The organism is Lentibacillus sp. L22, assembly GCF_040812445.1.
GTDB classification, from domain to species: Bacteria; Bacillota; Bacilli; order Bacillales; family Amphibacillaceae; genus Lentibacillus_C; species Lentibacillus_C daqui.
Map to the genome: position 1 here is coordinate 1 of NZ_JBFNXI010000063.1, position 13,700 is coordinate 13,700.

Annotated in this window: 10 protein-coding genes; all 10 read right to left on the minus strand. The window is 38.2% G+C overall.

Going from position 1 to position 13,700, the window contains the following annotated elements:
• Nucleotides 1–698, minus strand: a 698-nt coding sequence (locus ABRT01_RS16975) for an IclR family transcriptional regulator (RefSeq protein WP_367748824.1), incomplete at its 3' end; no start/stop codon positions are given.
• A 196-nt stretch (nt 699–894) separates the two neighbouring features.
• A complete protein-coding gene (locus ABRT01_RS16980) occupies nt 895–2,061 on the minus strand; it encodes a mandelate racemase/muconate lactonizing enzyme family protein (RefSeq protein WP_367748827.1) in 1,167 nt (388 codons plus the stop codon).
• 241 nt (nt 2,062–2,302) lie between these two features.
• Nucleotides 2,303–4,087 carry an acyl-CoA dehydrogenase family protein gene (locus tag ABRT01_RS16985; protein ID WP_367748830.1) on the minus strand — a complete coding sequence of 595 codons (1,785 nt, stop codon included), beginning with the start codon at nt 4,085–4,087 and terminating at the stop codon, nt 2,303–2,305.
• Nucleotides 4,088–4,246: 159 nt separating this feature from the next.
• Entirely contained in the window at nt 4,247–4,987 is a 741-nt protein-coding gene (locus ABRT01_RS16990; protein WP_367748833.1) for an IclR family transcriptional regulator, read from the minus strand.
• Between the two features lie 179 nt (nt 4,988–5,166).
• Nucleotides 5,167–5,937 carry a citryl-CoA lyase gene (locus ABRT01_RS16995; protein ID WP_367748836.1) on the minus strand — a complete coding sequence of 257 codons (771 nt, stop codon included), beginning with the start codon at nt 5,935–5,937 and terminating at the stop codon, nt 5,167–5,169.
• 18 nt (nt 5,938–5,955) lie between these two features.
• A complete protein-coding gene (locus ABRT01_RS17000; protein ID WP_367748839.1) occupies nt 5,956–7,104 on the minus strand; it encodes an acyl-CoA dehydrogenase family protein in 1,149 nt (382 codons plus the stop codon).
• Between the two features lie 95 nt (nt 7,105–7,199).
• Nucleotides 7,200–7,655: a PaaI family thioesterase gene (locus ABRT01_RS17005; RefSeq protein ID WP_367748842.1), complete on the minus strand. Its 456-nt coding sequence runs from the start codon at nt 7,653–7,655 to the stop codon at nt 7,200–7,202.
• 24 nt (nt 7,656–7,679) lie between these two features.
• Nucleotides 7,680–9,830, minus strand: coding sequence for an acetate--CoA ligase family protein (locus ABRT01_RS17010; protein ID WP_367748845.1), 2,151 nt, complete (start codon nt 9,828–9,830; stop codon nt 7,680–7,682).
• Nucleotides 9,830–11,743, minus strand: coding sequence for a TRAP transporter permease (locus ABRT01_RS17015; protein WP_367748848.1), 1,914 nt, complete (start codon nt 11,741–11,743; stop codon nt 9,830–9,832). Before ABRT01_RS17015 ends, ABRT01_RS17010 begins: the two co-directional genes overlap by 1 nt.
• A gap of 33 nt (nt 11,744–11,776) precedes the next feature.
• A complete protein-coding gene (locus ABRT01_RS17020; RefSeq protein ID WP_367748850.1) occupies nt 11,777–12,934 on the minus strand; it encodes a TAXI family TRAP transporter solute-binding subunit in 1,158 nt (385 codons plus the stop codon).
• Between the last annotated feature and the right edge of the window lie 766 nt (nt 12,935–13,700).

A 13,700-nucleotide genomic window follows, 5' to 3' on the forward strand; every position in this document is an offset into this window, starting at 1 on the left:
GCATTTTCAATTACTGTTTTTGTCACCCTTGAAGTTGGTGCGGTAAGTATAATACTTCCAATTGGTTCATTATTGAAATCAAATATAGGTGAACCAATACCCGTCGATCCTTCCAATCTCTCACTAGTTGTAGATATAACTTTTGCTGCCCTTATTAATTTAAGTTGTTCCATTATTTCCCATTCCTCTTTTTCAGTAAAACCTTCTTCATTTAAAATTTCCTTTATAAGATCCTCTTCAAGAAATGCCAAAATAGATTTTCCACTACTACCATATGGAATGGATTGCAACTCTCCTATTGGGATAATATATTGTAAGGGTTTTGTTCCATTTACCTTATCTACCCAGAAAATTTTTTTCCGATCTTTTTTAAGCATTAATAAACAGATAGTTTCTCCATACCTGGTTGCTAGTTCTTTCAAAAAAGGTTTGGATATACTTTGTAAACTAGTTTTATTTGCTGCTACTTTTGAACTTATTCTGATTAATTCTGTACCTATATAATATTTATTACTTTCAGGGTTAAAATCTACAATACCGTGATCTTTTAATTGTAATAAAATTCGGTGGGTGGTTGGAACCGTATATTTCAAATATGCCGCCAACTCCCGTACTCCCCAAGTATCACTTCCATCTACAAATGATCTAATAATTTTTAATGATTTATCTAGTGAATTGTCTTTCGATTTTTGTATCATACTAACCCTCTTCCCAATTACATTAAATTATATTGAATTAAATAGACTGTATCAGAGGATTCATCTTGCTGGACGGTTAGTAGACCTATTGTATGTTCCATAGGGGTTGGAAAGTGTGAAATTAGTATTCCTAAAATCTTATTCGGCATAGGGTTTGAAACTTCCGTCAACAAGTTAAGTAGCTTTAAACAGGTGGTTAACCCCCTATTTTTGCAAGTTCTGTATACAAATTTTCTTTTGCTTCAAAACCAATACCCGGAATACTTGGTAAACTTACATAACCATCTTCGAAAGCACAATTGTCAGCAAATCCGCCAAATGGCTGAAAAACACCTGGATAAGATTCATTTCCACCAAGTTTTAATCCTGCAGCTATATTTAATGATAGCTGGTGACCACCATGAGGAATGCACCGTCTGGATGACCAACCATTCCGTTCAAGCATATCAAGTATTTTCATATATTCTACAAGCCCATAACTAAGTGCACAATCAAACTGTAGATAGTCTTTTTTGGGGTTTAGCCCAGCGTAGCGGATTAAATTCGTTGCGTCTTGGAATGAGAAAAGGTTTTCCCCTGTTGCCATAGGATTTGGGTAGTGTTCTGATAAAACAGCCTGCAAACGATAATCAAGGGGATCTCCAACTTCTTCATACCAAAAGAGATTATAGTCCTCAATTTTTTCTCCAAACTCAATCGCTTCTTTTAAATTGAATTTACCATTCACATCAACTGCAAGGTGTTGACCAGAAGGGACTACTTCCAACACAGCTTCAATTCGTTTTAAGTCTTCGTGTAATGGCGCCCCCCCAACCTTCATCTTGACATGTGTATACCCTAAGTCAAGGTAGTTTTTCATTTCATCTTGCAATTCCTTTAACCCCTTTCCGGGAGAGTAATAACCTCCTGCTGCATAAACAAATACCTTATCATCTACCTGCCCGTCTCCATAACGCTCGGACAGTAAACGATACAATGGCTTTGATTCAATTTTTGCAACAGCATCCCATATCGCCATGTCAAGTACTCCTACCGCTACAGATCTTTCCCCATGCCCTCCTGGCTTTTCATTTTGCATGAGAATATCGTGAATTTTAAATGGGTCAAGATTATTCTCTTCATCGTTTATTATATCTTGTGCTTTCGCCTCTAATAATCTAGGAATAAATCGGTCATTGAGTAAACCCGTTGGCGCATATCGACCATTAGAATTAAATCCATAACCTATTACAGGTTTTCCATCACGTATCACATCTGTTGTAATCGCAACGATGGATGCAGTCATTTTACTAAAATCAATAAATGCATTACTAATTTCACTACTAATCGGCACTGTTTTTTCATCAACTTTTATAATTTTCATTTGTCTAGCCCCCCTTGGATAATTGATTTCCCCTTCATTATTAAAATTAATATTCAAATCATTGGAAAGATGATTAAATTGTATATAGAACAGTAGTATTCTAATTTACATACAGACATTTAACTAAATTATTTCGAAAAGAATTTCAAAAAATTTTAATATAGCTTTCACCAAACTATTATGATGTTTCCTCTACCAGCCTGTGAAATATATAAAGAAAGCATTCTTAATTTCTAGCATACTATTTTACATTCTCTATTGCCTGCAGCAAATCGTTTATGACGTACTCAGGAATCTGTTCCCAATCAATAATCGGATCTAGCCACCCATTTAATATCCTATCAAAAATAGTCGATCCATCCGAATGGATTAAATATCTTTGACAATAGTAGATACATAAAAGCAATTTTCGGTAATTGTCATTATGTGAGAGTTGATAATCAGACTCCTCCAACAGTAATCCCACAACACAAAGATGATACATTTGGTTCATGAACCGTTTTGCGGAAATTTCGTGTTCAGGTGTTTGCCCTTGTGCAATTTTTTCTACTTTTTCACGCATATTCACTACTTTATGTTGACAAAGTTCAGCCACCTGTCGAACATGTTTATTTTTCAAACCTGAGAGACGTTTTTCCAAATCATTAAGGAATGCTCTCCCTGACTGATCCTTGTTTATTGCCCGCAACACATCCAAAGCCACAATGTTTGTCGTGCCTTCCCAGATTGAACCTAAATGAGCATCGCGAACGAGTCTTGGATTGACCCATTCTTCAATATATCCGTTGCCACCACGAATTTCCATTGCTTCGGCAGCAACATATCGAGCGCGTTTACAAATATAACCCTTTAGCACAGGAGTTAAAATTCGAAGTAATTTTCTTGACTCCTCATTACCACTGTCTGCTTTATCAAACACGCATGCAGTATAAAAAATCATTGATGCAGCTACCTCAGTGTCAATAAGAAGTTCAAAAATACTTTCCCGCATTAAAGGTAAATTACTTAGCGAATGGCCAAAAGCCGTTCTTCCCCTTGCTGAAACAAGTGCTTCCAAATAGCTTCTTCTCATCAAAGCTGCTGAGCGAACAGCATTTGAAAGACGAGATGAATTTACCATTGACATCATTTGTTTAAACCCATTTTCAATGCTACCAACCACGTATCCTATCGCACCTTTAAATGTAACCTCACCGGAAGCCATATCTTTTGTACCAAGTTTATCCTTTAATCGGTTAATTTGATAATAGTTATGGTCCCCATTTTCCAACATTTTAGGTACTAAAAACATTGCCAATCCTTTTGATCCTATACGTGCACTCTCCGGACGGGCCAGCACTAAAGCGACATCGGCTGAAACATTAGAACAGAACCACTTATCACCCGTAATTTTCCAGTGATTTCCTACTTTTTTGGCCTTTACTGTATTCGCACCAACATCAGATCCCCCTTGCTTTTCGGTCATAAACTGAGCACCTATCAAGCGTTCACTCATATCAGTACTAGTCATGCGAGGTACATACTTTTCTTTCATTTCAGTGCTGGCAAATTGCTCTAGGATCCAAGCCGCTGAATCAGTCATACTCATTGGACAACAAAGTCCAAATTCAGATTGAGCAAATAAATACCAAAATGAATACTTTAAAACCCTTGAAAAAGGAGTTGGCCAACCCATCACACCTGAACGATGTGACATAGCAACAAGACCGAATTGGCTATATCCTATTTCTTCCATCCGTTGATAAGAAGGATGATATTTTACGTGATCAATTCTGTTACCGCGTTTGTCATGAGAAACCAATTCCGGGGGATGGCGATCCGCTTCACGGGATAAATCATCCAGCTCATCACCTGCCACTGTTCCCAAATATGATAGAAGTGGGAAGGCCTGCTCATAATCCGTTTTAGATAAATAATAACGAAGTAGAAAATCCAAGTTGGGATCGGTTTCAAAGAAATTCAACCCTTTTGTTGTGGGCATACCACCAAATTCAGCTTTCAATTTAGGGACGTTAGATCTCCCCATTATTCTTCATTCCTTTCCAAATTCTATCTTATTGTCTTATTCAATCTTCGCGAACTGTAAAAACCTGAATGTAATGAGACAAATTCCATTATTACAAATACCTTGTAGATATTAACCTACCCCATATTCCGCCTCCATCCAAAAATTAAATTTACTAGATTATTTATCATATCCGGTTATTTTTGCACTAATTTCATCAGCAACGCTTTTTAACAGTTCCCCTTTTGATGCTAATTCATGCCCCTCACATTGAGCTGTCATACCAAACAGACATATAACCATTTCCACTGTTTTATCAGTATTAAATAAGGGTGCGGCTACATCAAATATACCTTTAATATACTCGCCAAATGTCGTTGCATACCCCCTTTTACGAATAAGTGGGAATTCCTGTTTTAGTTCTATAATTTCTTGTTCCGACAGTATCCGCAAGCCTTTATTTGTTCTCAGTAGTTTATCAGCTTCTTCTTCATCCATATACGATAAGAAGCATTTTCCATATGCCCCATCCACTATGGAAAAATGTCGTCCCACTGAAACGTTTATACCGAAATTCCCCCCTTCCGCTTTTGCGATAATTGTTGATCGTGTTTCCCCAATTCGGTTTACAAGTACACAAGTCAGGCCTGTTTTTTCGGAGAGGCTTTCTAAATATGGAATAACTAATGAAATATCAAATAGGCTTTCCTTTGCTCTTTCCCCCAAAACGACCAGGTACGGACCTAAGCTGTATCGCTTTGAACTTTTGTCGTAGCGGACAATGGAAAGTTCCTCAAGACGGTGCAAAATCCGATAACATGTTGTGGGGGTTAAAGATAATGCCCTTGCAATTTCGGATAGATTACTTTTAAAAAACTTCTTACGACTTAATAGCGTTAAAATTTTAACGGCATTATCCACAGCGGGTACTCTGTATTTTTTTTTTCTCTCTGTTTGTCTCCTTTTGTTGCTCTTCCATAATAGACCCCCTAATAATCTCGTTAAATAACAATTATGCATCGGTAAAGAGTATCTTCTATGTTAAATCGGGCCGTTCCCCTGATTTGGAGAATGACCCGACCCTATAATAGTGAATATCGTTAGCCGCAATAATCTGTATGTTCTTCAATATAATCAAACAACTGTTGACCAACACTCTCTTTTCTGCCTGCTTCAATTTCTTCGACAACATGTGCCACTAATCCGACAGCACGCGAAGCAACTGCAAAAGATTTCACAACTCGGTAATCCATTTCCATATCAGCCATAATGGCTCCAATTGCACCAACTGCATTTAAGGTGACTGTTTTCCCTTTAGATTCGCAAAATTGACGATGAATTTCTAATAATAGTTTTGAGTTTCTACCGTGAAATCCAAGTTCCTCTGCTATTTCAAATAACTTTACTGTACGCGGATCTTCAGGTTTATGAATTGGATGGCCAAAGCCGGGAAGTTGAAGGCCATTTTCTTTTCTTTCCTTAATAATAATGGAAGCTATTTCTTTAATATCCTTATCTTCTCCGTGCTTTTCAAATGCCTTTTGAAGCATTTCAGCTACATATTCCATCGCACCAAGATAAACGGTGCCAGCACCAAGTAGTCCCGCAGCCACAGCAGCTTGAACAGCTTCAGGAGCTCCGAGATAGGTTAAACGTGTAGAGACAGAACTCGGTGTAAAGCCATGTTCACAAATAGCAACTAAAATCGCGTTCAACATTTTGGACTCATTGTCTGTTGGCTTTCGGTGTTTTGCCCCAAGAAAGGCCATGTCGGCAAGTGTGATATGTCCCATCAAATCCTCAGTCAAGTCATACCCATGTACATGGATTTTATCTTTCGTCGACTTTCCAACCTTTGTTTCAAATTCCATTACTATACCCCCCAATAATTATTTATAGTTCTTCTTTAATTGACCAGCAATAATGTTCCGCTGAATTTCGGAAGTTCCTTCATAGATTCTTGTGATTCTTGCATCGCGATAATAGCGTTCAATTGGATATTCACTCATATAACCGATGCCCCCATGAATTTGTACAGCCTGATCAGCAACGCGGCAATAAACTTCTGAACCGAGTAACTTAACCATTGCTGCTTCTTTTATGACATTCATGCCTTCATCTACCATCCAAGCAACCCGATAAGTCATACTGCGTAATGATTCAATATCAAGATCCATGTTTGCTAAATAATGTTGAATCACCTGCTGTTCAAATATCGGCTTTCCAAACTGAATGCGTTCCATTGCATAGTCCAGGGTAAGCTCCATTAATTTCACACATGATCCGAGATTACGAGCGGCCAATCCTGCACGGCCGTTTGCTAATATCTTTAGAGCATTTATGTAACCTTGCTCCTCTTCCCCGAGTACATTTTCCGCGGGCACTTCACAATCCTCGAAAAACAATTCAACTGATTGCGAGCCATGAAGCCCCATCTTTTTTTCAATATTTCCTACGACAAACCCGGGATAATCCTTTTCAACAATAAATGATGTAATGCCCTTTGCCCCTTTACTTGGATCGGTAACAGCCATGACTGTAAATACATCCGCAATATTACCATTAGTAATATAGTGCTTGGATCCATTCAGAATATATTTGTCCCCCCTTCGGACAGCAGTGGTTTTTATATTAACGGCATTTGATCCGGCACTTGGCTCTGTCAGAGCAAAAGCACCGATATACTCACCTGTTGCCAATTTCGGCAAGTATTTTTTCTTTTGTTCCTCATTACCCATTTCTACAATCCCAACGGTACCAATTCCAGTATGGCCCCCAATAAGTGTTGTATAGCCGTTAATTGTCTTACCTAGTTCCTCATAAATAGCGACTTTACCAACCATTCCAATCCCGAGTCCACCATATTCACTAGGGATACTTAATCCAAAAAGCCCCATTTCCTTACTCTTATTCATGATGTCTTCAGGGACTAAATCATTTTCTTCAATTTCAGCTGATTTTGGATCGACAGTGTTATAAACAAAATCCTTTACATTTGCCTTTAATGCGCTTATTTCTTCATCTAATTGGAAATCCATTCTCCCACTCCCTCTATATTTTTAAAATATCTTCAAAGGTGCACCTTTAATATAAAACCCTTCATATTTATAAACAAAACAAGATTTTTTGTTCATCATGTTCCTTTCTGTACAGGGTTAAATGTGTTCATTCTATTCAGAGGCAAAACTTTAAATGTGCCTAATGCAATTCCGATTGTCTCACCTTTTTCATTCGAGACCTTTGATTCTACATATTGAATTTTTTTATTATGATTAATAATTTTGGCCGATGCATATAAAGTTCCTCCCGTCACGGGTGCAACAAATTGCGTAGTTAGCGATATCGTTGCCACTCGCACTTCTTTGGTTGAACGAATCGTGACCCCAATAACAGAATCTAAGATGGAAGTTATTGCTCCTCCATGCATCACACCGTTTGAATTCATTAATTCGGTTTTGGCTGGCATTTGAATCATAACATCGCCTACTTCTAAGCGTTCAAACGTAATATCCATATGCTGCCAAAACGGCGACTTCTCAAACTCCTCTTTCAGCCATTGCAAATAAGTATTTGTGAAGGTTTCCCCCATTCATATTCCTCCAGTTTAATGGTTTTATATAGAATCGACATAAGTAGAGCTTTTCGCATCGTCTTTCCAAATAATAATGCCGTCTAAAGCTGCAATCCCTTTACCTTCCTCAAATACTCTTATTGGGTTAATATCCATTTCTTGAATTTTGCCATTATAATGTGATGCAAACTCTGAAATACGTACAAGTGCTTCTGTTAGTGCATGAATGTCTTTATGATTCTCACCTCTTACACCTTCCAGCATTGGATACCCTTTCAGTTCTCTAAGCATGGCATATGCTTCATCACGATTAATTGGTACCTTTCGAATGGAAACATCTTTTAAAACTTCTATAAATATCCCCCCCAGACCACATACAATGAGCGAGCCAAATTCAGGGTCTTCCTTCACACCGATAAACATTTCTAATCCATCATCTTGTATCATTTCCTCAACAAGAATACCTTCAATATGTGCGTCTGGGATATTTTTTTTGACCGAACTCAAGATTTCTTCACAAGCTTCTTCTAGCTCTTTGGAATTTTGAATGTTTATTTTTACACCACCGGCGTCTGTTTTATGAAGAACATCATCAGAGATTATCTTACCTACTACTGGGTAGGGTAGATTATCTTTTGCGCTTTCCAAATGATTATAATCTTTAATGACAGTCCCTTGTGCAGCACGTATTCCTAACGAAGAGAGCTCTTGCTTTACTCGCTCCTCAGTCCAAACTCCTTTTATTCCTTCCTTACCCTCATTTATGATAAATGTTTGGTTGGATGGCACTATATCATCCTTATTGCAAAACGTAGTGAAGTCGACCAAATATTTGATAGCTAACATCGTTTTATAGGATGTTGTATAAACGGGTACACCTTTATTTTGCAAAATTGCACGGCCTTTACCAGTCAATTCATTCGTGCCAGTTATCGTAACAACAATCGGTTTATCTGTTTTTTGGTCAATTTCTGCTACTTTATTACAAATTTTCTTTCCCAATTCGCCACCAAAAGTTGTTTGAACAACAATCACGTCAACCTGATCATCGTCAATCAAAACTTCTAGTGTATCCGTCAAAATATCTTGCTCCTTTAATGCTTGAGCGGTAATATCAATCGGATTGAGCGCAGATCCGTAAGGCGGAATTACCTTTTCAATCTTTGTCTTTGTCTGCCTAGACAAACGAGTAAGCTCCAACCCCAATGGTTCACTGTAATCTGCCATTGCTATTCCAGCCGCACCGGAATTTGAGACTGTGACTACACGGTTTCCCTTTGCTTTCTTTGAACGAGCGAAAATTTTCATCGCATCAATCATGTCATCCACATCATTGACTGTAACTAAGCCGTATTGTTTTGCAATTGCTTGAAATGTCACCTCTGATCCTGTTAACGACGCAGTATGTGACATTGCAGCTTGCTTCCCTAAATTAGAGCGTCCTGCTTTTAAGAGAATTAATGGTTTCCCCAACTGCTTGGCACGCTTTGATAGCTGAATTAACATCTCTCCATCAGGTATACCTTCTAAATAACCCGCAACCACATCCGTATCATCATCTTCAAGCATATATTCCATACAATCCAACGTATGAACATCCATTTGATTTCCTGTATTTACAACATATGAAAATCCGATACTTTCCTCTTGCGCCAGCCCGAACAATGAAAACCCCAGTGCACCACTTTGGGATGCAAATCCAACATTGCCAGATCGAAAACCGGCATCCGTTTCAAATGATGTGGCAAAGCCCAATGGAATATTTTCTTTTACATTTAACAATCCGATACAATTCGGACCTAAAATATGAATCCCCACCTTACTAGCCCTTTCTAATACCTCTTCTTGAAGTTGTTTACCCCCTTCACCCACCTCCGCAAAACCTGAACCAAAAAGGATTAAATGATAAATTTCCTTTTGTACACATTCATCAAGGATTTGAAGCATTCTTTTATGAGATACAGCGATTAACGCAACATCGACCTCCCCAGGAATATCTAATAGACTCGAATAACAAGTAAAGCCTTCAATTTCATCGTATTTTGGGTTTACAGGATAGATTTCACCTTTAAATCGATGACGAATTAAATTTTTCAAAGGTTTTCCACTAATCGAGGTAAAATCCTTTGAAACACCAACAATTGCCACTGATTCAGGATTCAACATTTGTTGTAATGCCTCCATTTTTGACATCATAAAACCTCCAACTTCTCTTTGTTATCCATTTTTATTTTTGCTTTATACAATAGGATCAAATAAATTAATAATGTCAAAACCATACCAATACCATCCGTCATTAGCCCAGGGATCAACATGAAAAGCCCTGCTGCAAACAAAACTATTCGCATAAATATATTATCTACTTTACCAGCTCCCAATAAATAGCCTTCCAGTGCACAAGAAAACATAAATATTCCTAACAAAGCAGTTACAACACTAATCGCAATCTCCGTCGGCTTCCCGTGACCTATCAGGGCGGGTTGGTATACAATGAAAAATGGAATGATTAGGGTTACTATCCCAAGACGAACGGATGTCATTCCTGTTTTTAATGGTTTCGATCCAGCAATACCCGCCGCAGTAAATGAAGCAAGCGCAACTGGTGGCGTAATATATGAGCAAGTCGCCCAATAGATGACAAACAAATGAGCTGCGATAGGGTCAACTCCCAATTCTATTAAAGCTGGTGCCATAATCACGGCCAAAAAGATGTAACTGGCTGAAACGGTTACCCCCATTCCCAATATGAAACTGGTAATCGCACCTGCAATTAAGATCAATATCAGACTATCACCGGCAGCAACGATAAGTTCTCTGGAAAATGAGAAAGAAACGCCAGTAATAGAGAGTGCCCCGACTACTAGGCCAATCCCCGCAATAATACATACAATTTCACTTAGAACTTTTCCCATTTCAGCAAACATATTGAAAAGTTTGTTCCAATTCAATCTTGTTTTTTTATTAATCATAGCTATGACAAGTAGCACAATACTTACATAATATGGCGCCTGGCCTTCTGAATTAAGAAAGCCTAAAATGACAATCAACAGGAGAAGCGCCAGCAGAAAAAACCAACCGTTCTTCATTGTCCTCCAAAATGAAGGTAGTTCCGATTTTGATACGCCCGTTAATCCATTTTTTGCGGCATAACCGTCCGCTTGAATCAATAAACAAATAAAATATAAAACGGCCGGTATTGCAGCAGCTAAAGCAATTTCATAGTACGGAACCGCAAGAAAGGAAGCCATGATAAATGCTGCTGATCCCATAATTGGCGGAGTTATCGTCCCACCCGTTGAAGCTGTTGCTTCAATCGCGGCGGCGTAATGCGGTTTATATCCTGATTTTTTCATTGCCGGTATCGTCATTGCTCCGGTTGTAACAGTATTAGATATCGCACTTCCGCTTAGCATTCCAAAGAAAGCACTACTAATAATACTGATTTTTGCCTCTCCGCCCCGTGTTCTTCCAAACATAGACTGGGCAAGCTTAAAAAAGAATTCACCACCACCGGTATATGTCAACACCACACCAAATACCAAAAAGCCAATAATAAGGTTTCCTACTGTTGTAAAGGGAATTCCCAAAACACTGTTTGCACTCATCACATGGTTTCTTGCTAGCGTAAGAAAATCAAAATTTTGTCCTTGTAAAAATTCAATCGGTATTTTATGCGTGACAAGTGGGTAAAGTGAAATAACAGCACACACGATGGTTAAAACCAATCCTCCGGTTCTTCTTAGGGCTTCAAGTAATAAACCCCAAAATATCACGCTAAATGTTGTTGCCAAAGGAGGCGCAATCCACTCCCAACCTCTCAATATCATCTGCTCTCCATTTATTCCAAAATAGACAGCAATGATTAAAGATACAACAAACAATAGAAAGTCAAACCATTTAATTTTTGTTTGTGTTTTTTTTGCAGGAAATATCAAAAAGCTGATTGGCATAAAGCAGGCTAGCAAATAATACAAATACGCATTTTGTATGAGGGATAATCCAAATGTTTCCAAGTAAAACAACATATTAACGGATAAAAAAATCCCAATCAATGTAGCAACAACGACAATGACTTTCCAAAACTTGTTTAACCGCTTTAATTTCATTTTTTATACCAATCCCTTCCCCACCTTATTTCGTTATTGCTGTAGTAACTCCTCTTTTCGCTTTAACCAGTATGTCGGAAATGCTTCATCACTGATCTGCTTTTTCTTCGCCTCGTCCTTTACTTGTTCCCAAGCTTCTCGAAGCCCTTCATATCTTTTAATGAGCGCATTGTTTTTTGCCTCTTTTTCTTCACTCCACATCCCATTTTCCTTAAAATATCGTATAGTTCCCTTATGAAAGGGAATGCCTATAGGCTCTGTCAGTACTTCATCTTTTGCATAATAAGTCAAATTTGCGCTGGCGCCTTTGTATTGGTCAAAATGTTCCACCATTGCCTTCGTTAACGCATAAATAGTATCCGGATCTTGGTCTGCATATCCTGCTATCATGTATCCGTAATTTGGAACAGTAACTGGTCCATCCGCACCCACTGCCGTATTTGTCTCTTCAGGGAACAACCAGGGCGCAAGTTCCTGCGTCCGATCCCAACCTTCTTTGTTGTCTTTTTCCATTTCAAGCCAATGAAGTCCTACCTTACTATCTGCCTCAATCATAGCTGAAGCAGTTGGATTCATTCCGACAACATCAATTTGTCCTTGCACCAATGCTTCTGATTCACCAGAATAGGATGTCATTGAAATAACCTCAACATCGTCCCAAGTTAATCCGCCAAATGCAAGAAGGGCTTCGGTTTTGAAGTTAACGGATGAGTTCCCAACAATTTTTGGTACCTTTTTTCCTTTTAAATCCGCTATTGTCTCGATACCTGAATTCTCTCGCACTGCAAAGGCATATTGGCTTGGCGGCGCCCAAACCGCACGAACGTTTTGTGGGCCCCAGCTCGGTTGTGCAAATTCTTCCAATGCCTCAAAGGAAAATTGAACTTCATCCCCAACTTTTCCTATTGATGCAAATCCTTCCCTTAGCGGGATCATTCGTGCAACGCCACTTGATGAAGGTAACATCCGCACCCCCGTTCCATATTCATTGATAAGCATATTGGCAATTGCTGACATCTCTGTATATCCGCCGGACCCCACATCATAAACACTCCAGGTCATCTGATCCGGTAATCCCGTTTTCTCTTTATCTGCCTTTTTGGCAATAGTTTCTTGGTTGTCACTACAACCTGATACAACCAATAAAAGAGAGACCAAACCTATAAACAGATAAAACTTATTTACCCTCATTGTTTTCCACCCGTCTGATTTAGAATGTCAATCGAACCTTATAATGAATATTTAATCGTTCAATCCTGAGTCTATATAACCCCATAAAGCAAACGCTTACATCGGTGCATAAAACGGCCAGAAAGCCGAGTTTTTATACTGCTCATGTAATTGTTGAAAATATGGGTTTGTGTTAGTAACCTTATCATCAGCCCTATAAACACATAATGTTTGGTTTAATCCTTATCCCCTCCTAGAAAAGTTGATAGAAACCAGGTTATTGTTATAATAATTTGAATAATGGCATGCATTTGATTTTATTTTATATACAAAAAATTATTTTGTCAATGAAATAATTGATGATTTTTGATAATGGTTCAAAGGTACTATTGCTTTAAAGATATAAAACTGAGTTAATTTGCCTTCATACAATTATCAAGATATCCATCCGCTTGACAAAAATGAAGCTGGGACAAGGTCTTATAAAAATTACAAACCGTATGAAATCAAATATACAAACTTTGATTTCATACGGTTTTAATTTCATAGGTTGTATTAAAATAATTCGTTTTCAACTTATTGTGCCGGACCCTTAAATTTTTCAATTAATAACATCAGAAGTGCAATGTTAACATCGTGCAATACTTATCTTCCCTCACTAGCGTTGCATTAAAACCATTTCTGAAAGTCAATCATCTTGATTAGCTACCCGACTTAATCGGGTGAATATTCTGTCATATATTCCTTCTATAAAATTAAAAAAGAACAACGAGGGTTTAAAGGTAGC

What these genes read in the sequence shown, in the direction of transcription:
- ABRT01_RS16985 (WP_367748830.1), bottom strand. Translation starts at nt 4,087, where the DNA reads ATGGGGAGATCTAACGTCCCTAAATTGAAAGCTGAATTTGGTGGTATG.
- ABRT01_RS16980 (WP_367748827.1), bottom strand. Translation starts at nt 2,061, where the DNA reads ATGAAAATTATAAAAGTTGATGAAAAAACAGTGCCGATTAGTAGTGAA.
- ABRT01_RS17005 (WP_367748842.1), bottom strand. Translation starts at nt 7,655, where the DNA reads ATGGGGGAAACCTTCACAAATACTTATTTGCAATGGCTGAAAGAGGAG.
- ABRT01_RS17020 (WP_367748850.1), bottom strand. Translation starts at nt 12,934, where the DNA reads ATGAGGGTAAATAAGTTTTATCTGTTTATAGGTTTGGTCTCTCTTTTA.
- ABRT01_RS17010 (WP_367748845.1), bottom strand. Translation starts at nt 9,830, where the DNA reads ATGTCAAAAATGGAGGCATTACAACAAATGTTGAATCCTGAATCAGTG.
- ABRT01_RS17015 (WP_367748848.1), bottom strand. Translation starts at nt 11,743, where the DNA reads ATGAAATTAAAGCGGTTAAACAAGTTTTGGAAAGTCATTGTCGTTGTT.
- ABRT01_RS17000 (WP_367748839.1), bottom strand. Translation starts at nt 7,104, where the DNA reads ATGGATTTCCAATTAGATGAAGAAATAAGCGCATTAAAGGCAAATGTA.
- ABRT01_RS16995 (WP_367748836.1), bottom strand. Translation starts at nt 5,937, where the DNA reads ATGGAATTTGAAACAAAGGTTGGAAAGTCGACGAAAGATAAAATCCAT.